Source organism: Streptomyces sp. NPDC017940 (assembly GCF_044328435.1).
Lineage (GTDB): Bacteria > Actinomycetota > Actinomycetes > Streptomycetales > Streptomycetaceae > Streptomyces.
The window spans coordinates 212863-234821 of the sequence record NZ_JBIRHJ010000003.1 but is presented as its reverse complement, the minus strand read 5'-3'; the positions used below and the strand labels follow the sequence as shown (position 1 = coordinate 234821).

At 70.3% G+C, this 21959-nt stretch carries 19 protein-coding genes; 8 read left to right on the top strand and 11 right to left on the bottom strand.

The window, feature by feature from the left end; translation table 11 throughout:
- Positions 1–93: 93 nt before the first annotated feature.
- The 5 genes from mctP to ACH4DX_RS11170 form a co-directional block, all read right to left on the bottom strand.
- Complete coding sequence (gene mctP / locus ACH4DX_RS11190) at positions 94–1719, bottom strand: monocarboxylate uptake permease MctP (RefSeq protein WP_398120449.1); 1626 nt, start codon at positions 1717–1719, stop codon at positions 94–96.
- Complete coding sequence (locus ACH4DX_RS11185) at positions 1716–1997, bottom strand: DUF3311 domain-containing protein (RefSeq protein ID WP_398120451.1); 282 nt, start codon at positions 1995–1997, stop codon at positions 1716–1718. The genes mctP and ACH4DX_RS11185 overlap by 4 nt, the downstream gene beginning before the upstream one ends.
- Before the next feature lie 133 nt (positions 1998–2130).
- A complete protein-coding gene (locus ACH4DX_RS11180; RefSeq protein ID WP_398155249.1) occupies positions 2131–2328 on the bottom strand; it encodes a CstA-like transporter-associated (seleno)protein in 198 nt (65 codons plus the stop codon).
- Entirely contained in the window at positions 2328–4478 is a 2151-nt protein-coding gene (locus ACH4DX_RS11175) for a carbon starvation CstA family protein (protein WP_398154897.1), read from the bottom strand. The genes ACH4DX_RS11180 and ACH4DX_RS11175 overlap by 1 nt, the downstream gene beginning before the upstream one ends.
- Before the next feature lie 245 nt (positions 4479–4723).
- Entirely contained in the window at positions 4724–5545 is an 822-nt protein-coding gene (locus tag ACH4DX_RS11170; protein ID WP_398154896.1) for a GntR family transcriptional regulator, read from the bottom strand.
- 386 nt (positions 5546–5931) lie between these two features.
- On the opposite strand from ACH4DX_RS11170, the gene ACH4DX_RS11165 reads away from it, so the two are divergent.
- The 4 genes from ACH4DX_RS11165 to ACH4DX_RS11150 all read left to right on the top strand — a co-directional run bounded on the left by ACH4DX_RS11165 (position 5932) and on the right by ACH4DX_RS11150 (position 11418).
- The gene (locus ACH4DX_RS11165; protein WP_398120457.1) at positions 5932–7206 is read left to right on the top strand and encodes an extracellular solute-binding protein; all 1275 of its coding nucleotides are present in this window, start codon (positions 5932–5934) and stop codon (positions 7204–7206) included.
- Between the two features lie 763 nt (positions 7207–7969).
- Positions 7970–8959 (top strand): carbohydrate ABC transporter permease, encoded by a 990-nt coding sequence (locus tag ACH4DX_RS11160; protein ID WP_398120459.1) that lies wholly within the window; start codon positions 7970–7972, stop codon positions 8957–8959.
- Complete coding sequence (locus ACH4DX_RS11155; protein WP_398120461.1) at positions 8956–9786, top strand: carbohydrate ABC transporter permease; 831 nt, start codon at positions 8956–8958, stop codon at positions 9784–9786. Before ACH4DX_RS11160 ends, ACH4DX_RS11155 begins: the two co-directional genes overlap by 4 nt.
- Before the next feature lie 6 nt (positions 9787–9792).
- Entirely contained in the window at positions 9793–11418 is a 1626-nt protein-coding gene (locus ACH4DX_RS11150) for a glycoside hydrolase family 3 protein (RefSeq protein WP_398154895.1), read from the top strand.
- A gap of 116 nt (positions 11419–11534) precedes the next feature.
- On the opposite strand, the gene nagB is transcribed toward ACH4DX_RS11150, so the two are convergent.
- A complete protein-coding gene (gene nagB, locus ACH4DX_RS11145; protein ID WP_398154894.1) occupies positions 11535–12320 on the bottom strand; it encodes a glucosamine-6-phosphate deaminase in 786 nt (261 codons plus the stop codon).
- Between the two features lie 828 nt (positions 12321–13148).
- Here nagB and ACH4DX_RS11140 point away from each other — a divergent pair.
- Positions 13149–14219 carry an SIS domain-containing protein gene (locus ACH4DX_RS11140; RefSeq protein WP_398154893.1) on the top strand — a complete coding sequence of 357 codons (1071 nt, stop codon included), beginning with the start codon at positions 13149–13151 and terminating at the stop codon, positions 14217–14219.
- 52 nt (positions 14220–14271) lie between these two features.
- Here the strand turns inward: ACH4DX_RS11140 and ACH4DX_RS11135 are convergent, their stop codons facing one another.
- Positions 14272–15114 carry an SDR family oxidoreductase gene (locus ACH4DX_RS11135; protein WP_398154892.1) on the bottom strand — a complete coding sequence of 281 codons (843 nt, stop codon included), beginning with the start codon at positions 15112–15114 and terminating at the stop codon, positions 14272–14274.
- A gap of 122 nt (positions 15115–15236) precedes the next feature.
- Between ACH4DX_RS11135 and ACH4DX_RS11130 the strand changes: the two genes are divergently transcribed.
- A complete protein-coding gene (locus tag ACH4DX_RS11130; RefSeq protein WP_398154891.1) occupies positions 15237–15833 on the top strand; it encodes a TetR/AcrR family transcriptional regulator in 597 nt (198 codons plus the stop codon).
- A 540-nt stretch (positions 15834–16373) separates the two neighbouring features.
- Complete coding sequence (locus ACH4DX_RS11125; RefSeq protein ID WP_398120808.1) at positions 16374–17840, top strand: PAS domain-containing sensor histidine kinase; 1467 nt, start codon at positions 16374–16376, stop codon at positions 17838–17840.
- A gap of 384 nt (positions 17841–18224) precedes the next feature.
- On the opposite strand, the gene ACH4DX_RS11120 is transcribed toward ACH4DX_RS11125, so the two are convergent.
- Both ACH4DX_RS11120 and ACH4DX_RS11115 read right to left on the bottom strand, forming a co-directional pair.
- On the bottom strand, positions 18225–18482 hold the full coding sequence (locus ACH4DX_RS11120; RefSeq protein ID WP_016639615.1) for a WhiB family transcriptional regulator: 258 nt from the start codon (positions 18480–18482) through the stop codon (positions 18225–18227).
- Between the two features lie 318 nt (positions 18483–18800).
- On the bottom strand, positions 18801–19769 hold the full coding sequence (locus tag ACH4DX_RS11115; protein WP_398120474.1) for a diacylglycerol/lipid kinase family protein: 969 nt from the start codon (positions 19767–19769) through the stop codon (positions 18801–18803).
- 102 nt (positions 19770–19871) lie between these two features.
- Here ACH4DX_RS11115 and ACH4DX_RS11110 point away from each other — a divergent pair, with 102 nt between their 5' ends.
- The gene (locus ACH4DX_RS11110; protein ID WP_398120476.1) at positions 19872–20324 is read left to right on the top strand and encodes a hypothetical protein; all 453 of its coding nucleotides are present in this window, start codon (positions 19872–19874) and stop codon (positions 20322–20324) included.
- Between the two features lie 188 nt (positions 20325–20512).
- Here the strand turns inward: ACH4DX_RS11110 and ACH4DX_RS11105 are convergent, their stop codons facing one another.
- Together ACH4DX_RS11105 and ACH4DX_RS11100 are read right to left on the bottom strand one after the other, a co-directional pair.
- Entirely contained in the window at positions 20513–21511 is a 999-nt protein-coding gene (locus ACH4DX_RS11105; protein ID WP_398120478.1) for an RNA polymerase sigma factor SigF, read from the bottom strand.
- Complete coding sequence (locus tag ACH4DX_RS11100) at positions 21508–21921, bottom strand: anti-sigma regulatory factor (RefSeq protein WP_030560675.1); 414 nt, start codon at positions 21919–21921, stop codon at positions 21508–21510. Before ACH4DX_RS11100 ends, ACH4DX_RS11105 begins: the two co-directional genes overlap by 4 nt.
- Between the last annotated feature and the right edge of the window lie 38 nt (positions 21922–21959).

The window sequence follows — 21959 nt, the reverse complement described above, 5'->3', positions numbered from 1 at the left end:
CCGAACGAGTCGGCGGCCCGTGTCGCGTACGGGGATCCCCTGTGGAAGGGGCGGCAGAAGACTACTGGCCCGGTGGCCCGGGCCGGTAGCGGATCAGTGTCCCGTGCCCGCCCCCACGGTGGGCAGCTCGACCTGCACGCCCTTGTCCCCTGCGTCGGCGGTGTAGTCCTCGGGAGAGGTCTCGTCGATGCCGTCGGGGGCCTTGAGGGCTTTGAGGACGAAGGTGAGGACCACGGTCACGACCACGTTCAGGACGAAGGCGGTCAGACCGATGTAGCCGATCTCGCCGATGCCCGGGATCTCCTTGGAGGAGCCGCCGAAGTGCGCTTGCGTCGGCGAGGCCACCCCGTACGCGGCGACCGTCCCGTAGATCATGCCGACCGCCCAGCCCGCGAGCAGCGCCCACCGGTGGAACCAGCGTGTGAACAGGCCGCCGACGAGCGCCGGCATGGTCTGGAGGATCCAGATGCCGCCGAGCAGCTGGAAGTTGATGGCGACGGTCTTGTCCATGGTGAGCACGAAGGCGAGCGCGCCCACCTTCACCAGGAGCGAGACCAGCTTGGAGACCTTGGTCTCCTGCGCCGGGGTCGCGTCGGGGCGGAGGAAGTCCTTGTAGATGTTGCGGGTGAAGAGATTCGCTGCCGCGATGGACATGATGGCGGCGGGCACGAGCGCGCCGATGCCGATCGCCGCGAAGGCGACCCCGGTGAACCAGTCCGGGAACATGTCCTCGAACAGCTGGGGGATGGCCAACTGCCCGTTCTCGACCTTGACTCCGGCGGCGATCGCCATGAAGCCGAGCAGCGCGAGCAGGCCGAGCATCAGGGAGTACAGCGGCAGGATGGTGGTGTTGCGGCGGATCACGTCCCGGCTGCGCGAGGAGAGCGTCGCGGTGATCGAGTGCGGGTACATGAAGAGCGCGAGCGCGGAGCCGAGCGCCAGGGTGGCGTAGGTCCAGGTCCCCGCGTCACCCGGCACGAGCGCCCCGACCGGCTTCCCGGTCGCCTCGTTCGTCGCGGAGAACTTCTCGTTGGCCGCCTGGAAGATCTCGTCGAAGCCGCCGAGCTTGATCGGGATGTAGATGATGGCCACCGCGATCACGATGTAGATCAGGGTGTCCTTCACGAACGCGATCAGCGCGGGTGCCCGCAGCCCGGACGAGTACGTGTACGCGGCGAGCACGCCGAAGGCGATGAGCAGCGGCAGGTCCTTGATGAACCAGTTGGTGTCCTCGCCGCCGCCGACGCCCATCACGTCGAGGACGGCCTGGATGCCGACGAGTTGGAGCGCGATGTACGGCATGGTCGCGAGGATGCCGGTGACGGCCACGGCGAGGGAGAGCCCCTTGGAGCCGAAGCGCCCGCGGACGAAGTCCGACGTGGTGACGTACCCGTGCTTGTGCGAGACGGACCACAGGCGGGGCAGGAAGGTGAAGATGAGCGGGTAGACCAGGATGGTGTACGGCACGGCGAAGAAGCCGGCCGCGCCCGCCGCGTAGATCGCCGCGGGGACGGCCACGAAGGTGTACGCGGTGTAGAGGTCGCCACCGAGCAGGAACCACGTCACCCAGGTCCCGAACGACCGGCCGCCGAGGCCCCACTCGTCGAGGCTGTCGTTCTCGGCCCTGCGCCAGCGGGCCGCGAGGAAGCCCATGACGGTGACGGCGACGAAGAAGAAGATGAAGACGGCGAGTGCGACGCCGTTGACGCCGTCGTTCACCGGGACGCCCTTTCGCTGAGGTCCTGGGAGTCCCGGAGAGCCTTGCGGGCGCGCTGGTCACGCTGCCACAGCTGGTAGGCGACCATCGTGAGCACGGTCGATATGACGACCCACAGCATCTGGTACCAGTAGAAGAAGGGGATGCCGATGAAGTCCGGGTCGGCCTTCGCGTAGGAGCTCACCCAGAGCATCGCCACGAAGGGCGCGACGAGGCACACGGCGATGACCACACGGACCGGTGTGACCACCGGTGGACTCTCTTCAGGCGCAGCTGGCATACCGTGGCTCCCGTTCGCTCACTTGTCCCGTGCTCAACGTGCGGGAAATCTAAGCGACGGGTCTCGCGGTGCGGAACCCCCGTCCGTATAACGGACGGATCACCATGCTTCTCAGCAGCAGCTCAGCAGCAGCTCAGCAGCAGCGGAACCCTTGCCGGGGGTCCGACTCCTGCCGGTCCGTCCGCATCCGCTCGAACACGCGGCGGCTCGGCACGGTGGCGGCCGGATGGTCCTTGCGTACGTGCGCCACGTACCGGTCGTACGCCGACTCGTCCGTCAACTCCCGCACGTACCACCGCACCCAGCGCCCCACGCGGCGCAGTGCCGCGATCACGACGGGTCCCGGGGAGCCGCGGGCGCGGTCGACGCGGCGGCCAGCTCGGCCTTCTCCTCCGCGGTCGGGAAGAGACCGGCGGGCGCCACCGTCCGCGACTCCACGAACGGCGCCTCGCTCAGCTTCGAGGACAGCGGGTCGCGGACGTGTCGTACGCAGACGCGCAGCGCGTCCACCACGACGACGACGACGAGCAGCGCGAGGGCGGCCGAAAGGACCCCGTCCACCGTGGAGTTGGTGACGACGGTGTGCATGTCGTCCATCGACTTGGCGGGCGGCAGGACCTTGCCGTCGTCGATGGCGTCCTGGTAGATCGAGCGCTGCTTGAAGAAGCCCACCCGTGGATCGCTGGAGAACACCTTCTGCCAGCTCGCGGTGAGCGTCACGGTGGCGTCCCAGGCCAGCGGAACCCCGGTGATCCAGGCCCACTTGAGGAGCCCGGACTTCACGAGCAGGGTGGTGCAGACGGCGAGCGCGACCGCGGCGAGCAGCTGGTTGGCGATGCCGAAGATGGGGAAGAGCTGGTTGATGCCGCCGAGCGGCTCGTGCACGCCGACCCACAGGAAGTAGCCCCACGCGCCGGTCACGGCGGCACTGGTGAGGACGAGGCCCGGCTTCCAGCTGATGTCCCTGAAGGACTTGTGGACGTTGCCGAGCATGTCCTGGAGCATGAAGCGGCCCACGCGCGTGCCCGCGTCGAGCGCGGTCAGGATGAACAGCGCCTCGAACATGATCGCGAAGTGGTACCAGAAGGCGCGCAGCGAGTCGCCGGTGACCTTCGAGAAGATCTCGGACACGCCGATCGCGAGGGTGGGCGCGCCGCCCGTGCGCGAAAGCAGCGAACTCTCCTCGACGTTCTTGGCGGCCTGCGCCAAGTCCTCGGGGGAGATGGTGTATCCGAACCCCGCGACGGCCCTCGACGCCTCTTGGACGGTGTCGCCGACCACCCCCGCGGGCGCGTTCATCGCGAAGTACAGGCCGGGGTCGATGATGCTCGCGGCCACCAGGGCCATGATCGCCACCGCCGACTCCATCAGCATGGAGCCGTACCCGATCATCCGGACCTGCGTCTCCTTCTGGATCATCTTCGGTGTCGTACCGGAGGAGATCAGGGAGTGGAATCCGGAGAGCGCGCCGCACGCGATCGTGATGAAGACGAACGGGAAGAGCGAGCCCGCGAAGACGGGACCGTCACCGCGCGAGGCGAAGTCGGTGACCGGGTCCATCCGCAGTGTCGGCAGGGAGACGAGGACCCCGAGCGCGAGCAGCACGATCGTGCCGATCTTCATGAACGTCGACAGGTAGTCGCGCGGCGCGAGGAGCATCCACACCGGCAGGATCGAGGCGACGAAGCCGTACGCGACCAGCCAGATCACGAGTGTCGACGGCGCGAGCGTGAACGCCTCCGCCCACGACGACTCCGCCACCCACCGCCCCGCGACCAGCGCGAGAAGCAGCAGCGCGACGCCGATGAGCGACACCTCGCTGACCCGGCCGGGCCGCAGGACGCGCAGATAGAACCCCATGAACAGGGCGATGGGGATCGTCATCGCGATGGAGAACGTGCCCCACGGCGACTCGGCGAGCGCGTTCACGATCACGAGGGCGAGCACCCCGAGCAGGATGATCATGATCGCGAAGGCGGCGAGCAGCGCGGCGGCGCCGCCGAAGGGGCCGATCTCGTCGCGCGCCATCTGACCGAGCGAACGGCCGTCGCGGCGCGTGGAGAAGAACAGGACCACCATGTCCTGCACGGCGCCCGCGAAGATCACGCCCGCGATGATCCAGATGGTCCCGGGCAGATAGCCCATCTGCGCGGCGAGCACGGGCCCGACGAGCGGCCCCGCCCCGGCGATCGCGGCGAAGTGGTGGCCGAGCAGCACCCGGCGGTCGGTGGGGTGGTAGTCGATGCCGTTGTCGAGCCGCTCGGCGGGGGTGGCCCGGCGTTTGTCGACCTTCAGGACCTTGTACGCGATGAACTTCGCGTAGAAGCGGTAGGCGATGGCGTACGAGCCGAGGGCGGCCGCCACCATCCAGGCGGCGGACACCTCCTCGTCGCGGGAGAGCGCGAGTACGGTCCAGCCCGCGGCGCCGATCAGGCCGACAACCGTCCAGAGGGCGATGCTCTTGGGGTTCGCTGTGCGCACGGGCCGTCCTCCCGTTCACGTTCATGCGGTGACGGGAGGACGGTAGGGCAGGAATGTGATCCGCGCCATGGGGCGGGCGGGACTGTGCCCGTACGGGTCCTCGCGGGGTGCCCGTACGGGGGGCGCGTGGGGTGCCGTGCGGTGCCCGTACGTGGTCCCCGGACGCGGTCCTGTACGCAGTGCCCGGACGCGGTGCCGGTGCGCAGTGCCCGGACGCGGTGCCGGTGTGCGGTCCCGTGCGGGGGTCAGTCCTGGGGGCGCTTGAGGCGGGCCACGAACTTGTAGCGGTCGCCCCGGTAGACCGACCGCACCCACTCCACCGGCTGGCCACCGCCGTCCAGCGAGTGCCGCGACAGCATCAGCATCGGCAGGCCCACGTCGGTGCCGAGCAGGCCGGCCTCGCGGGGCGTCGCCAGGGAGGTCTCGATGGTCTCACCGGCCTCCGCGAGGTGCACGTCGTAGACCTCCGCGAGCGCCGTGTAGAGCGAGGTGTACTTCACCAGGGAGCGCCGGAGCGCCGGGAAGCGCTTGGCCGACAGGTGCGTGGTCTCGATGGCCATGGGCTCGCCGCTCGCAAGGCGCAGCCGCTCGATGCGCAGGACGCGGCCGCCCGCGGTGATGTCCAGGAGTCCCGCGAGGGTGTCGTCGGCGGTGATGTAGCCGATGTCGAGGAGCTGCGAGGTCGGCTCCAGGCCCTGGGCCCTCATGTCCTCGGTGTACGAGGTGAGTTGCAGGGCCTGGGAGACCTTCGGCTTGGCCACGAAGGTGCCCTTGCCCTGGATGCGCTCCAGGCGGCCCTCGACGACCAGTTCCTGGAGGGCCTGGCGGACCGTGGTGCGGGAGGTGTCGAACTCGGCCGCGAGGGTGCGCTCGGGCGGGACCGGGGTACCGGGCGGCAGCGTCTCGGTCATGTCGAGCAGGTGCCGCTTCAGGCGGTAGTACTTGGGCACGCGCGCCGGGCGGACCGACTTTCCGGGGCCCGAGCCGTCCGCGGGGACGGTCGCGCTCACGGACGCCGTCGCGGACGTGTCCGCCCCGGCCTGGGTGCTGCCCGCCTCTGTCCCCATGCTCCGCCTTCCGGGCTCCTGTGCTGCTGTTGTCGCCGGCTCCTGTGCTGTGGTCACCGGGTCCTCCGTCTGTCGCGGCTCACATCGTGGCACGGTCCGGGGCGAGGGGGCTCCCTCCGCTCGTGCGAAGGTCGCGCGGGGCCGTGATCCCGGGGGAATTCCGCGGGCACGACAAAGGCCCGAACCCCCTCAGGTGTCGGTCCGATAACGGACGCGACTGCCCTTCTTATACACCCTTGACACCTATAAAGGTCTAGGCCAAGCTCCCCGTACTGGTCTACACCATTAAAGACCAGGTCCAGTCCCACGGGCAGTCTTTCGGTCCTTTCTCGGTCCTCTTGGTCGCTGCGGGTGGGGGGTTGGCTGGCATCCAAAGGAGGATGACTGTGAAGCGCAAGCTCATAGCGGCTATCGGTGTCGCGGGCATGTTGGTCTCGGTCGCGGCGTGTGGCGGCGACGACAAGGACGACAAGAAGTCCGGGGCGGACGGCTTCAAGGGGGAGACCCTGACGCTCTGGGCGATGGACGGCTCGACGCCGGACCAGTGGCAGAAGGATGTTACTGCGGCCTTCGAGAAGAAGACCGGCGCGAAGCTGAAGTTCGAGGTCCAGCAGTGGAACGGCATTCAGCAGAAGCTGACGACCGCCCTGTCCGAGGAGAACCCGCCGGACGTCTTCGAGATCGGCAACACCCAGACCGCCGCGTACGCCAAGACCGGTGGCCTCGCCGAGCTCGGTGACCTCAAGGAGACCATCGGCGCCGACTGGACCGAGTCGATGAACAAGTCCTCGGTCGTGGACGGCAAGCAGTACGCCGCACCGTGGTTCGTGCTCAACCGCGTCGTCATCTACAACAAGAAGATCTGGGCCGACGCCGGCATCAAGGAGCTTCCGAAGACCCGCGACCAGTTCCTCAAGGACCTGAAGCAGATCGGCGAGAAGACCGACGCCGAGCCGATCTACCTGCCCGGCCAGAACTGGTACCACTTCGTCGGCCTGACCATCGGCGAGGGCGCCGAGCTGGTCAAGAAGGACGGCGACAAGTACGTCTCCAACCTCGACGACCCCAAGGTCGCCGCGGCCATGAAGACCTACAAGCAGTTCGCGGACCTCTCCAAGGCTCCCAAGAACAAGGACGAGGCCACCCCGCAGCAGGCCGAGGTCTTCGCCAAGGGCAAGACCGGCGCCTTCATCGGCATGAGCTGGGAAGCGCCCACCGCCATCAAGGCCAACCCGAAGATCGAGAAGGACATCGGTTACTTCACGATCCCGGGCGCCACGGCCGACAAGCCCGAGGGCGTCTTCCTCGGCGGCTCCAACCTCGCCATCGCCGCGACCAGCAAGAAGCAGGAGCTGGCCAAGGAGTTCCTGAAGATCGCGCTGTCCGACAAGTTCGAGGGCCAGTTCGCCAAGGAAGGCGGGCAGATCCCGAACAAGAAGGCGCTCGAGTCCAACCTCGAGGGCAACCCGGCCGCCGAGGCCGCCGCTCCCGCCGCCGCCGGCGGTGGCACCACCCCGCTGATCCCGGAGTGGGGCGCGGTCGAGAACCCGCCGAACCCGCTCAAGAACTACATGACCGCGGTGCTGAACGGTAAGTCGCCCGAGGACGCCGCCAAGCAGGTCGAGGGCGAGCTCAACAAGCGCCTGTCGCAGAAGCAGTAACGACGCAGACCCCGCCGGGGGCGGCGGGTGCACCGACCCCGCCGCCCCCGGCGTACCCATGTGCGTTCCGCGCCGTCACGGCGTGAGCGCGCGGGTTCCGTACCGGCCCGGCGTGAGCATGCGGGTGCTGTACCGGCCCGGCGTGAGCATGCGGGTCCTGTACTGGCCTGGCGTGAGCGCGCGGGTCCTGTACCGGCCCGGCGTGAGCATGCGGGTCCTGTACTGGCCCAGCGTGAGCATGCGGGTCCTGTACCGGCCCGGCGTGAGCATGCGGGGTCCGTACCGGCCCAGCGTGAGCGCGCGGGTTCCGTACGGTCCCGGCGTGGGCGTGCGGGCCTCGCGCCCTCGCGGCGTGAGTACGCGGGCTCCGCGCCCTCCCGGCGTGAGCATGCGGGTCCCGCGCCCGCACGCCGGGAGTACGCGGGTCCCGCGCCGTCACGGTGTGACGGCGTTCTCGCACCGTGACGGCACCACCAATGTGCTTCACGCCATTTACGGCACAACCCGCACTTATCGCGCCATTTCCGGCGCGACAGGTGTCCCCCGCGTCGCCCGCGGCGCGACCGTGTTCCTCGTGCCACCGGCGGCGTGAGCCGGTCTCCTCCGCGTCGTCCGCGGCGCAACCCGTGTTCTCCGCGCCCCCCAGGCGCACCTCGCGCCGCCCCCGGCGCACCTCGCGCCGCCCCCGGCGCACCCCGCGCCGCCCAGGCGCATCCCGCGCCGCCCCCGGCGCTTCGCGTTGCCCACGAAAGAGATGGCGAGCATGACCGTGCAGAAGACCGAACGGCCGCCCTCCGGCCCGACGGAGGTGCAGACACCGGACGGCGGGCCACGACCACGGGGCCCGCGCAGGCCCGCGGAGCGTCTCGCCGGCCTCACGCCCTATCTGCTTCTTGCCCCCGCGATCATCGTCACCCTGCTGCTGCTCGGCTGGCCGCTGGTCAACAACGGGATCCTGTCGTTCCAGAACCTCAACATGAGGCAGTTCATTCTGCACCTCACGGAGTGGAACGGATTCGACAACTACAAAGAGGTCCTCACCGGCGAGGACTTCTGGCGGGTCACCGGCCGCTCGGTCGCCTTCACCGCCGTCAACGTCGTCCTCATCATGATCATCGGCACCCTGGTCGGCCTGCTCCTGGCACGTCTCGGCCGCAGGATGCGCACCTTCCTCCTGGTGGGCCTCGTACTCGCCTGGGCGATGCCCGTCGTCGCGGCGAGCACCGTCTACCAGTGGCTGTTCGCGCAGCGCTTCGGCGTCGTGAACTGGATGCTCGCGAAGGTCGGCTTCGAGTCGATGGCCGACCACGACTGGCTGGCCACGCAGTACTCGACCTTCTTCGTGGTCCTGCTGCTCATCGTCTGGATGTCCATCCCCTTCGTGGCGATCAACCTGTACGCCGCCACGACCACCATCCCCAAGGAGCTGTACGAGGCCGCGTCCCTGGACGGCGCCGGGGCCTGGAAGCAGTTCACCCAGGTGACGCTGCCGTACCTGCGGCCCTTCCTCTACGCCACGACGTTCCTGGAGATCATCTGGGTCTTCAAGGCGTTCGTGCAGGTCTTCACGATCAACGAGGGCGGCCCCGACCGGCTCACCGAGATCCTTCCCGTCTACGCCTACATCGAGGGCATGGGCAACCAGCACTTCGGCATGGGCGCCGCGATCGCGCTGCTCACCATCGTCATCCTGCTGGCCATCACCTCGTTCTACCTGCGGATCGTGCTCAAGCAAGAGGAGGACGAGCTGTGAAGCGCTCGCTGATGGGCCGTCTGTGGCCCAACCTGGTCGCCGTCGTACTCTTCGTCTTCTGCGTCTTCCCCGTGTACTGGATGTTCGCGACGGCCTTCAAGCCGACCGGCGACATCATCGCCGAGGACCCGGTCTGGTTCCCGACCGACGCCACCCTTGAGCACTTCAAGAAGGCGATGGACGCCGACCACTTCTGGACCATGGTCGGCAACTCCCTCACCGTGACGATCCTCGCGGTCGTCTTCTCCCTCATCATCGGTGTGACCGCGGCGTTCGCCCTCGCCCGGATGCGCTTCAAGGGCCGGCGCGGCTTCATCATCGGCTTCATGCTGGCGCAGATGGCGCCGTGGGAAGTCATGGTCATCGCGATCTACATCATCGTGCGCGACGCGGACATGCTGAACAGCCTGATCCCGCTGACCCTGTTCTACATGGTGATGATCCTGCCCTTCACGCTCCTCACGCTGCGCGGCTTCGTCGCCGCCGTGCCGAAGGAGCTCGAGGAGTCCGCCATGGTCGACGGCTGCACCCGGATGCAGGCCTTCCGCCGGGTGATCCTGCCACTGCTCGCGCCGGGCCTGATGTCGACGTCGCTCTTCGGCTTCATCACCGCCTGGAACGAGTTCCCGCTGGTCCTCGTACTCAACAAGGACGCCGAGGCCAAGACCCTGCCGGTGTGGCTGTCCAGCTTCCAGACCGCGTTCGGCGACGACTGGGGCGCCACCATGGCCGCGGCCTCGCTGTTCGCCATCCCGATCCTGATCCTCTTCGTCTTCCTCCAGCGCAGGGCCGTGGCCGGCCTGACCGACGGCGCCGTGAAGGGCTGATGCACCATGACTTCCACTTCCGCAGAGACGTCCGGCCTCGGCTCCGACTCCCGTTCGGCGGGGGCGTCCGGCTCGCTTTCCGTGGCGGTGTCCGGCTCCCCTGCCGAGGGGGTGTCCGGTACCCGTTCCGCGGGCACGTCCGGTACCCGTTCGGCGGGGGCGCAGGACTCGCTGACGCGTGACGCCCTTGCCGTGCTCCAGCCCGGCTTCGGCGGCACCACCGCGCCCGACTGGCTGCTGCGCCGCATCGGCGAGGGCCTGGCCTCCGTAGGCCTGTTCGGCCGCAACATCCAGACCCCCGAGCAGGTCGCCGCGCTCACCGCCCAGCTGCGGGCCGAGCGCGAGGACATCGTGGTCGCCATCGACGAGGAGAGCGGTGACGTCACCCGACTGGAGGTGCGCACCGGCTCCTCCTTCCCCGGCAACCACGCCCTCGGCGCCGTCGACGACCCCGACCTGACCCGCGGCGTCGCCGCCGAACTCGGCCGCCGCCTCGCGGACTGCGGCGTCACCTTCAACTGGGCGCCGTCCGCCGACGTCAACTCCGACCCGGGCAACCCGGTCATCGGCGTACGCTCCTTCGGCGCCGACACCGCCCTGGTCGCCCGGCACACCGCCGCCTACATCGAGGGCATGCAGTCCGCGGGCGTCGCCGCCTGCGCCAAGCACTTCCCCGGTCATGGCGACACCGCCGTCGACTCGCACCACGCGGTGCCGCACATCGACGTCGACACGGACGTCCTGAACGCCCGCGAACTCGTCCCGTTCCGCGCCGCGATCGCCGCCGGCACGCGCGCGGTGATGAGCGCCCACATCAGCGTCCCCGCCCTCGACCCGGACCTGCCGGGCACCCTGTCCCGCCGCGTCCTCACCGATCTGCTCCGCGGCGAACTCGGCTTCGACGGTCTGATCGTCACCGACGGCATCGAGATGCGAGCGATCTCCGGGGCGTACGGCATCGAGCGCGGCACCGTCCTCGCCGTCGCCGCGGGCTGCGACGCGATCTGCGTGGGCGGCGGCCTGCACGACGAGCTCACGGTCCTGCGGCTGCGCGACGCCCTCGTGGCCGCGGTCCGCGCGGGCGAACTCCCCGAGGAGCGCCTCGCCGACGCCGCCGCCCGGGTGCGCGCGCTCGCCGACTGGACCTCCGCCTCCCGGGCGTCGGGACCGGCCGGCGCCGCCGACCCCGAGATCGGCCTGCGCGCGGCCCGCCGTGCCCTCACCGTCACCCACACCGAGACCTACGCGGGCCCCCTCACCGGCACCCCGTACGTCGCCGCCTTCACCCCCGTCGCCAACATCGCCGTCGGCGACGAGACCCCCTGGGGCGTGGCCGCCGAACTCACCCGCCGTCTGCCCGGCACCGAGACCGGCTCCTTCACCGGTGACCGCGCGGGCGCCGACGCGCTTGCCGCGGCGGGGGAGCGGCGCATCGTCGCCGTCGTCCGCGACGCCCACCGCCACCCGTGGATGGCAGCCGCCGTCGACCACCTCCTCGCCGCCCGCCCCGACACCGTCGTCGTCGAGATGGGCGTGCCCCAGGCCAAGCCGACCGGAGCCCTCCACATCGCCACCCACGGCGCGGCACGCGTCTGCGGCCAGGCGGCGGCAGAGGTCCTGACGGGTTCCTGACCGGTTCCTGACCGGTTCCGACCGGCTCCTGAGGCACTGACGCAGAACGGCGCCGGGCTCCCCCCCCCCAGCTGTGGGGGAGCCCGGCGCCGTTCGCCGCGTAACCGGCCGGAAGCCTAGAGCCCCTGCCAACCGGGCTTGTTGGCGTAGGTGTGCCGGAAGTAGTCCGCCAGCTTCAACTTGGACGCGGCCGCCTCGTCCACGACCACCGTCGCGTGCGGGTGCAACTGCAACGCGGACGCGGGCACCACGGATGCCACCGGCCCCTCGACGGTGGCCGCCACCGCATCCGCCTTGCCCTCACCCGTGGCGAGCAGCACCAGGTGCCGCGCCTCCAGGATCGTGCCGATGCCCTGCGTGATGACGTGGTGCGGCACCTGCGCGATGTCGCCCTCGAAGAACCGCGCGTTGTCCACCCGCGTCTGCTCGGTCAGCGTCTTGATCCGCGTACGCGACGCCAGCGACGAACAGGGCTCGTTGAACCCGATGTGCCCGTCGGTACCGATCCCGAGGAGTTGCAGGTCGACCCCGCCCGCCTCCGCGAGCGCCCGGTCGTACGCCTCGCACGCGCCCTGCACGTCCTCAGCGCTCCCGTCCGGCCCCATGAACGCCGACTCGCTCAGCCCGAGCGGCTCCACGACCTCCCGCAGCACCACCGACCGGTACGACTCCGGGTGCCCGGCCGGCAGCCCCACGTACTCGTCCAGCTGACAGATCCGCGCCCGCGACGCGTCCACCTCACCCTCGCGGACCTTCGCCGTCAGCGCCTCGTAGATGGGCAGCGGGGTCGAGCCGGTGGCGACACCGAGCAGGGCCTCGGGCTTGCCGCGAACCAGGGCGGCCATGGCCTCCGCGATGAGCTCGCCGCCTGCCTTGGCGTCCGGGACGATGACAACTTCCACGCTGTGCCTGCCGATCTGGAGTAGGGGAGGAGGGAGAGGTGCGCCCGCAGTGTGGTATAGACCAATCTAGCAGAGGCCCTCTCCCTCCGGCGCCCGCTTCCCCACCCCCACCCGGGAGGACGAAGCGCGGTTCCTGGGAGGGGAGGGGGGGAGCGAGTACGGCTGTTGGGTGGGACGGTGTACGGCTCGCGGGAGTGGTGGGGTGCGGCTGCCGGGAGCAGGGGGGTGTGGCTGGCGGGTGGGTCGGAGTAGGGCTTGCGGGGGTGGCGGGGTGCGGCTGCCGGGTGGGACGGCGTATGGCTCGCGAGAGCGGCGGGGTGCGGCTGCCGGGTGGGACGGCGTATGGCTCGCGAGAGTGGTGGGGTGCGGCTGCCGGGTGGGACGGCGTATGGCTCGCGGGAGTGGTGGGGTGCGGTTCCGGGGGTGGTGGGGAGAGGGGTGGGCTGCGATCCCGAAGCGGTGCGGCGCGCCCCCGGGGGGCCTAACACATGGCGGGGGGTGCTGCGTGGGCATGGGTGTGGCAAGGCGTGGCGCGGGCCGGGGAGGTGTGGCGCGGCCCGGGGGGAGGTGTGGCGCGGGTCGGGGGAGGCGTGGCGCGGGCGTGTGAGGAGGTGCGGCGCGGCCCGGAGGAGGCGTGGCGCGCCCGGGGGGAGGCGCGGCCGGAGGAGGCGTGGCGCGGGTCGGGGGAGGAGGTGCGGCGCGGGCGTGTGAGGAGGTGCGGCGCGGCACGGGGGCGTGGCGCGGCCCGAGGGGAGGCGGGGGCGGTGCTCGGCCCCCACTACCTGAGTGGGCAAGCGCTCCCGCCCAGGAGCAAGCACAGTGGGAGGCATGACTGTGTCGTCGTCCTTCACCTACCGTGAGCAGCCCGGCCGCATCATGTCCCGTGAGATGGCCGAGCAGCCCGATGTCCTGCGGCGGCTCCTCGACACCGGCGCCCCGCAGATCCGCGAGACCGCCGCCCGCGTCGCCGCCCGGAGCCCCCGCTTCGTCCTGCTCACCGCCCGCGGCACCTCGGACAACGCCGCCCTGTACGCCAAGTACCTCCTCGAGGTCCGCCTCGGTCTGCCCTGCGGCCTCACCTCCATGTCCACGACCACCGCCTACGGCGCCGAACCCGATCTCAGGGACGTCCTGGTCATCACCGTGAGCCAGTCCGGCGGCTCACCGGACCTGGTGGCCTCCACCCAGGCCGCCCGCGAGGCCGGCGCCCTCACCCTCGCGGTCACCAACAACCCCGACTCCCCCTTGGCCGCCGTCTCCGAGCACCACATCGACATCCTCGCGGGCCCCGAGAGGGCCCTGCCCGCCACGAAGACCTACACGGCGTCCCTGCTCGCCCTCTACCTCTTCGTCGAGGGCCTGCGCGACGGCGACGGCACCGCGGCACGCTCCCTGCCAGGACTCGCCACCGACCTCCTCGCCCGCCAACCGGAGGTCCGGGCCCTCGCCGCCCGCTACCGCTTCGCCGAGCGCATGGTCATCACCTCCCGCGGCTACGGCTACCCCACCGCCAAGGAAGCCGCCCTGAAACTGATGGAGACCAGCTACATCCCCGCCCTCGCCTACTCCGGCGCCGACCTCCTGCACGGCCCCCTCGCCATGGTCGACAACATCTCACCGGTCATCGCCGTGGTCCCGGACGGCAGGGGAGGGCAGGCGCTGCAACCCGTCCTGGACCGGCTGCGCGGCCGCGGCGCCGACCTCGTGGTCATCGGCCCCAGGCCCCAGGTCGAGCAGGCGTCCGCCGGGTTCGTCCTGCCCACCGAGGGCGTACCCGAGGAGGTCCAGCCGATCCTGGAGATCATCCCTCTGCAATTGCTCGCCCACGAGGTCACCATCGCCCGTGGTCAGGACCCGGACGCGCCCCGGGCGCTGGCGAAGGTGACGGAGACTCGGTGAGCAACCCGAGAGCCGGGAGCCGGGCCGGGCGGGGCTCGGGCGGAGTATCCGCTCAGGCCAGTGATCCTCCCGTCGCGTCGATCCACTGACCCGTCACCCACCGTCCGTCCGGCGAGGCGAGGAAGGCGACCACGTCGGCTATGTCCTGTGTCGTCCCGACCCTGCCGAGTGCCGACATCGCCGCCGCACCCTCCCACGCGTCCTTGTTCTCCTCGCCGCGCAGCCAGGCGGCGTTGACGTCCGTGTCCACGATGCCGGGTGCCACCGCGTTGACTGTGATGCCGCGGGGGCCGAGCACCTTGGACAGGTTCCGCGTGAAGACGTCGAGGGCGCCCTTCGTCATGGCGTACGTCATGATGTCCGGCAGCACGGCCGCGTGGGAGACGCCCGACGAGATGTTGATGACGCGTCCGCCGTCCCGCAGCCGCTCCGTGCCGAGCCGGGTGATGAAGTACGGAGCTCTGGCGTTCACTGCGAACAACCGGTCGTACTCGGCCTCGTCCGTGTCCGCGAACGGCCGTGACGTACCTATCCCGGCGTTGTTCACCAGGATGTCCAGGCCGTCCGCGTGGGCGTCGAAGGCCGCCCACAGCGCCGCCGCGTCGCCGGGCACGCCAAGCTCCGCGCCGATCGCGAACGCGGAGCCGCCGGACCGCTCGATCGCCGCCACCGTCTCCTTCGCCGCGGCCGCGTTGCTGCCGTAGTGCACGCCGACCCGCGCGCCGTCCCGTGCCAGCCGCTCGGCGATGCCGCGCCCGATGCCCCGGCTGCCGCCCGTGACCAGGGCGGTTCTGCCGACCAGCCGTCCACCGGTCGTCCCCGCCACCGCCGTACCTGTCCCTGCTGTACCCGCCCCCGCCCCCGTCTCCACCGCGCTCACGTCCGCCGCGCGCATGCTCGCCCTGTCCGTCCCGGCTGCACCCATGATCAGGCCCCCAACTATCTCTAGCGGTCGCTACACAAAAACCGTACCCGACCCGCTCCCGCTTTTCTAGCGGACGCTATAGAATTTTTTCCATGGCGACGAAACAGCGAGGCAGACCGCGCTCCTTCGACCGGGACACGGCTCTGGAGAAGGCCCTGCGCCGGTTCTGGGAGCACGGGTACGAGGCGACGACCGTCTCCGATCTCACCCGGGAGATGGGCATCGGCGCCCCGAGCCTGTACGCCGCGTTCGGCGACAAGCGGACCTTGTTCGAGGAGGTCCTGGTGCGTTACGCGGGCTCTTACGGCGCCTTCGGCGGGCGGGCGCTGGCGGAGGAGCCGACGGCCCGTGGCGCGATGGAGCGCGTCCTGCGCGAGGCCGCCGAGGTCTTCACCGAGCCCGGCCACCCGCACGGCTGCATGGTCATCCACGCGGCGACCAACTGCACGACCCCGGAGGTCGAGCAGACCCTGCGCGCGCAGCGCAACGCGAACATCGCGACCTTCGCGGCCCGCATCCAGCAGGGCATCGACGCCGGGGAACTGCCCGGGGACGCGGACGCCGCGCACCTGGCCCGCTATGTGGGAGCGGTCTTTCAGGGGCTCTCGCAGCAGTCCCGCGACGGCGCCGGCAAGGAGGACCTGGACGCCGTCGTCGACCTGGCGATGCGGGGCTGGCCCACGGCCTGACCGCGCAGCCCCCGGCTCGGCACCGCGTCGGCACCGGCTCGGCACCGGGTCGGCACCGAGCCTGTCTCGGGGACGCCAGTTCGGCACCTGCCCACTGGAGGAAGCCCCGAGAACAAACCGCTCCCCGCGCATAGACATGGGAGAATGGTCTAGTCCACAATGCGGGAGTAAAGCCCCGCTCTTCCCGCACAGAAGAGCGGTCCGAGGAGCCGGCGCTCTCTGCCCTGACCGCGCCGGATTCTCCCGAATCGGCGGCCGGTACCGCACATTCCGGTCGTCGGTGCACCTGAAGGGCTGCGGTGTTGGGGTCGGGTTGAGGGTCCCGCCCCGGCGCCGCGGCCTGTCGGGCCTGCCGGGCCTGGAGAGGCCGCCGGGTCCGTCCGGGACCGTCGGCACACGAAGGCGCCGCCGGGACGGGCGGGCACAGCCGGGCGGAGCAGGGCACTGGTGGACACAGCGGGACCGCCGAGCGCGGGCAGGCACAGCCTGCGCCGCCGGGTACGGCCGGAAACGCCGGGTACGCTCGCAGACGTGCCCTCCATGAACGACCTCGTACGCCAGCACACGGCCCTAGGCGACTCCGACCTCGAGTGGCTGCATCTGCTGGTCTCGGAGTGGCAGCTGCTCTCCGACCTCTCCTTCGCCGACCTCGTGCTGTGGGTGCCCACGCGCGACGGCACGCGCTATGTCTCCGTCGCGCAGATGCGGCCCAACACCGGACCGACCTCCTACCAGGACGACATGGTCGGCCACCTGGTCCCGCGCGGCCGCAGGCCGCTGCTCGACGCGGCGCTCGACGAGGGCCGCATCGTGCGCGAGGGCGACCCGGAGTGGCGCGAAGAGGTCCCGGTGCGCGTCGAGTCCATTCCCGTGCGCAGGGAGGGACGCGTCCTCGGAGTCATCGCCCGCAACACCAACCTCCTCACGGTGCGCACCCCTTCGCGGCTCGAACTCACGTATCTGCAATCGGCGTCCGACCTGGCGCAGATGATCGCCGCAGGATCGTTTCCGTTCGAGGGGCAGCAGGTCGACATGGACGCGTCCCCGCGCGTGGGCGACGGCCTGCTGCGTCTGGACGCGGAGGGCGTCGTCCAGTACGCGTCGCCGAACGCCCTGTCCGCGTACCACCGTCTCGGGCTCGCCGCCGACCTCGTGGGGCACCACCTGGGCAAGGCCACCGCTGAACTCGCGCCGTCCAGGGGCCCTGTGGACGAGGCCCTGACCAAGCTCGCCAGCGGCTGGGCTCCCCGTGAGTTCGAGATCGAGGGCGGCGACGGCGTGATCCAGCTGCGTGCCATCCCGCTCAAGCCCAAGGGGCCGCGGATCGGTTCGCTGGTGCTGCTGCGGGACGTCACGGAACTACGCCGCCGCGAGCGCGAGTTGATCACCAAGGACGCCACCATCCGGGAGATCCACCACCGGGTGAAGAACAACCTCCAGACGGTCGCGGCGCTGCTGCGGCTCCAGGCCCGCCGCATCGACTCCGTCTCCGGGCGCGAGGCCCTGGAGGAGGCGGTCCGCCGGGTGGGTTCGATCGCCATCGTCCACGAGACGCTGTCGCAGAACCTGGACGAGCGGGTGGAGTTCGACGAGATCGCCGACCGTGTCCTCGCCATGGTCGCGGAGATCTCACCCGGTACGGTGACGGGCCGGCGCACCGGACGCTTCGGCATTCTCGACGCCGAAGTCGCGACGCCGCTGTCGATGGTGCTTACGGAGATCCTCCAGAACGCCCTGGAGCACGGCTTCGCGCAGGGGGACACCGGTAGCGTCGAGGTTTCCGCGGTCCGCGGCGGCACCGCGAAGGACGCCAGGCTCCTGATCACCGTCCAGGACGACGGCGTCGGCCTGCCCGCCGACTTCGACCCGCATCGCTCGGGCAACCTGGGTCTGCAAATCGTGCGCACCCTCGTAGAGGGTGAGCTGGGCGGCACGTTTGACATGGTCAGGGCGCCGGAACGGGGCACTCGGGTCGTTCTCGACATCCCGGTGCGCGGGGACAAGTAGCCGACACCCGTCCCTCGGGTCCTTGCGGACCAGGCAGTAGCGTTCGCAAACAGCTGTCAAGGTGACGGTATGTGAACGCCCCGACCTGGCCCGTAGCAAGACCCGCAGCGGGACGCGCAGCAAGACCCACGGCACAACCCACAGAAACCAAGACCCACGGCAACCAAGCCGCACTGCTGAAGGTGCGGAAGGGGGCGCCGGGGCAGCACAGCAAGAAGCCCCGGACCGGTCGGGTCCAGGGCTTCTTGCTCACGTTGCGATGCGCATCGAGGGGTACTGCGCGGCTGCGGCTCGGGGGCGGGGGGGGGTGCGTACGCACTGTCTACGGATGACCGCCGTCAGGCATACGCGCCGCCAAGCTCGGGCTCGTAAGGGGCGTGGGCGTCAGGCGCTGGCCTGGCGCGCCCGGTTGCGGGCGGCGCGGCGCTTCATCGCGCGGCGCTCGTCCTCGCTGAGGCCACCCCAGACGCCGGAGTCCTGGCCGGACTCGAGCGCCCACTGCAGGCACTGCTCCATGACGGGGCAGCGACGGCATACGGCCTTGGCTTCCTCGATCTGCAGCAGCGCAGGACCGGTGTTGCCGATGGGGAAGAACAGCTCGGGGTCTTCCTCGCGGCAAACGGCGTTGTGACGCCAGTCCATGGCTGCTACCTCTCCTTGGTCATACATGAAGATTGCTTGTGAATGTGAACGCTTTCACGAATCCCCCCGCACGGGAAGGGTCGACTCCCAGTTGCCTGGTGTGGACCTGTGGTGAGAGGAGGGGTTCTGGCGACTTATAGAGGCCGGTGTTGCGGGCCGTCCCGATCGCCATGTAGAGATTCGCAAACCTCGGCGGCGGATACAACCCCTTCCGGAAAGTTTTTTTTGATTCCTCGGTGTCGACTGAGTCACAGCCGTACTTCCATGGGGTGGATCCTGGCCTAAACGTTCGAGTGAAAGGACTTTAGGCCCTTCCACTCACACAATCACACGCAGTGCACGGCGTACGCCTGTGAACGTCACGCTCGTCCGCAGTCCCAGGTGGTCGCCGTCCATCTGGAGCGGCAGGGGCACCTTCGAATGCAAGGTGAAGTCCGTCAGGTCGTGCAGCGCGACCGCGTTCTTTCCGTGCGGTCCGCGCTCGGGCGTCGAACGCAGCAATTGGGTGCCGTACCGGGCGACCGCAGCCGTCGAGAGCCGCTTGAGGCCGAGCACGTCGAGGCCCGTGTCGAAGGAGGCCTTCGGAGACGCGTACAACGGACGATTGCCCAGGTAGGACCAGGGGGAGGTGTTGCAGACTATGGACATCACCAGGTCGGTGACCGGCTCCTCGCCCGCCCGCTCCAGCGTGATCGCACCGTGGCGGCGGTCGCTCTCGCCGAGAAACTGGCGTACCACCTGGCGCACGTAGAGGGCGTGCGTCGAGCGCTTGCCGCGCTCCCGGTGCTGCTCCACCCGGCCGACCACGCCGGCGTCGAATCCCAGCCCCGCAGCGAACGTGAACCAGCGCGCCGGCACCGCCTCGTCCTCCGTGCCCGGGGTGCCCGAGACCCGGCCGAGGCTCACTGTCCGTCCGCTTCCCTCACGCAGCGCGTCCAAGATGGCACCGGTCGCCTCGACCGCGTCGTTCGGCAGCCCCAGGGCACGGGCGAACACATTGGTCGAGCCGCCGGGGACGACGGCGAGGCGGGGCAGGTTCTCCGGAGAGGGACCGTCGTGCAGCAGACCGTTGACGACCTCGTTGACGGTGCCGTCGCCGCCGAGGGCCACGACCAGCTCGATGTCCTTGCTCTCCGCGGCCTGCCGGCCGAGGTCGCGGGCGTGACCGCGGTACTCCGTAGTGACCGCTTCCAGCTTCATCTCGCTCGCGAGAGCGTGGATCAGTACGTCACGGGTGCGCGCACTGGTAGTAGTAGCCGCCGGATTGACCACGAGAAGTGCACGCATGCGCAGCAGACTACCTAGCGGTCTGTACCTGGCCCAGACCGAGGTCTCGCGCGGACCCCACCGAGGTGCCGGGCTCAGGGCGCCCGGGGCTACCCTCGATGCGTGAGCACTGAGCCGAAGACCACCCCAGAAGCCCCCGCGTCGGGCCCCCGCCCCGGGCGCCTCACGGCCGCCGCGGCGCTCGCCGCGCTGGAGGGCCTGGCCCTCGTCGTCGGCGGTGCCTACATGCTCGTGATGGGCCTCGCGGGCGAACCCGACAACCCTCGGCAGGCCACGACGGGCGGCATCACGCTGCTCGTCCTCGCGCTGCTTCCGCTGCTCGCCGCGCGCGGTCTGCTCCGGCTGCGCCGCTGGGCGCGAGGACCGGCCATCATCACGCAGATCATGGCGCTGCCCGTGGCGTGGCAGCTGCTCCAGGCGGACAGCGCGATGATCCCCGGCGGCATCGCGCTCGCCGGGGTCGCGGTCGCCACGCTCGTTCTGCTGGTCAACCCCGCGACGACCGAGGCGCTCGGCATCACCGGCCCCGGCAACGTACAAGAGGGCGGCAAGTAGCTCCACCCGAAAAGGCGTGCGGGGGTGCCGCCTCCGCGTGCGGGGGTGACGACGTGCGGCGGTGGCGGACGGCTGAGGGCGGCGAGGAAGACCTCGCCGCCCTCAGTGCCGCTCGGCGGCGGCAACCCGTTCGGGAAGCCGACCCGCCCCGGAGCCGCCGCTCACGAGCCGACCCGCCCGGGAAGCGCTCACTCCTCCACGAGGAGCTTCTCGCGCAGCTGCGCGAGGGTGCGGGCCAGCAGCCGTGACACGTGCATCTGCGAGATACCCACCTCCTGCGCGATCTGCGACTGCGTCATGTTCCCGAAGAACCGCAGCAGCAGGATCCGCTTCTCGCGCGGGGGCAGGTCCTCCAGGAGCGGTTTGAGGGACTCGCGGTACTCGACGCCCTCCAAGGCCTCGTCCTCGGCGCCGAGGGTGTCCGCGACGGCCGGTGACTCGTCGTCCGTGTCCGGCACGTCGAGCGACAGCGTGGAATAGGCGTTGGCCGACTCCAGGCCCTCCAGAACCTCCTCTTCGGAGATCGCCAGTTTCTCGGCCAGTTCGTGCACCGTGGGGGAGCGGCCGTGCAGTTGTGAGAGCTCGGCCGTCGCCGTGGTCAGGGCCAGGCGCAGCTCCTGAAGGCGCCGCGGCACCCGCACCGCCCAGCCCTTGTCGCGGAAGTGGCGCTTGATCTCACCGACGACCGTCGGGGTGGCGTACGTGGAGAATTCCACGCCGCGGTCCGGGTCGAAGCGGTCCACCGACTTGATCAGGCCGATCGTGGCGACCTGCGTCAGGTCGTCCAGGGGCTCGCCCCTGTTGCGGAAGCGGCGCGCCAGGTGCTCCACGAGCGGCAGATGCATGCGGACGAGCTGATTGCGCAGCTCCGCGTACTCCGGGCTGGCGTCATTCAACGAGCGCAGCTTCACGAACATCGCTCGCGCGCCGCTGCGGTCCCGTGGATCGTGCCGGCTGTGCTGCTCGTGCTCGCTCATCGTCCCGCCCGTCGGTGGACCCGGCCGCTCCGGATCCTGTGGGTGCGGCCTCGCCTGCTGCTCGGGGATGCCGCCCGGGGCGGCAGGCCCCGGCTGCATCGGACCGCGCCCGGTGGCCGGACGCGTGCCGCCCCTGCCGCGGGCGGGCAGACCGTGTGTGTCACGTGTGCCGCGCTCGTCGTCCCGCACCGGCCCGTCCCCGTTCCTCACGCCGGCCCGGGTCCCGCGCCGCGCTTTTTGTAGAGGCTGATCGAAACGGTCTTGTCGTCGGCGACCGAGGAGTCGACCATGCCCGCGAGGGCCGACAGGACAGTCCAGGCGAAGGTGTCGCGCTCCGGGGCACGGCCGTCCGTGGTGGGTGCCGAAACAGTCACCTCCAGGGAGTCGTCCACGAGCCGGAAGACGCAGCTGAGCACCGAGCCGGGCACGGCCTGCTGGAGCAGGATCGCGCAGGCCTCGTCGACAGCGATGCGGAGGTCCTCGATCTCGTCCAGGGTGAAGTCCAAGCGCGCCGCGAGGCCGGCCGTGGCCGTACGCAACACCGACAGGTAGGCACCCGCAGCCGGAAGGCGGACCTCCACGAAGTCCTGATTCCCGGGCTCGCCTGCGATCTGGGACACCCTCACCTCCAAGGTGGTACAAGCACTTTCGGGGCTCC

Bases quoted from the DNA above. Each gene is read 5' to 3' on its own strand.
- ACH4DX_RS11150 (WP_398154895.1), top strand. From the start codon at position 9,793: ATGACTTCCACTTCCGCAGAGACGTCCGGCCTCGGCTCCGACTCCCGT.
- ACH4DX_RS11120 (WP_016639615.1), bottom strand. From the start codon at position 18,482: ATGGACTGGCGTCACAACGCCGTTTGCCGCGAGGAAGACCCCGAGCTG.
- ACH4DX_RS11140 (WP_398154893.1), top strand. From the start codon at position 13,149: ATGACTGTGTCGTCGTCCTTCACCTACCGTGAGCAGCCCGGCCGCATC.
- ACH4DX_RS11160 (WP_398120459.1), top strand. From the start codon at position 7,970: ATGACCGTGCAGAAGACCGAACGGCCGCCCTCCGGCCCGACGGAGGTG.
- ACH4DX_RS11135 (WP_398154892.1), bottom strand. From the start codon at position 15,114: ATGCGCGCGGCGGACGTGAGCGCGGTGGAGACGGGGGCGGGGGCGGGT.
- ACH4DX_RS11185 (WP_398120451.1), bottom strand. From the start codon at position 1,997: ATGCCAGCTGCGCCTGAAGAGAGTCCACCGGTGGTCACACCGGTCCGT.
- ACH4DX_RS11125 (WP_398120808.1), top strand. From the start codon at position 16,374: ATGAACGACCTCGTACGCCAGCACACGGCCCTAGGCGACTCCGACCTC.
- ACH4DX_RS11115 (WP_398120474.1), bottom strand. From the start codon at position 19,769: ATGCGTGCACTTCTCGTGGTCAATCCGGCGGCTACTACTACCAGTGCG.
- ACH4DX_RS11170 (WP_398154896.1), bottom strand. From the start codon at position 5,545: ATGGGGACAGAGGCGGGCAGCACCCAGGCCGGGGCGGACACGTCCGCG.
- ACH4DX_RS11130 (WP_398154891.1), top strand. From the start codon at position 15,237: ATGGCGACGAAACAGCGAGGCAGACCGCGCTCCTTCGACCGGGACACG.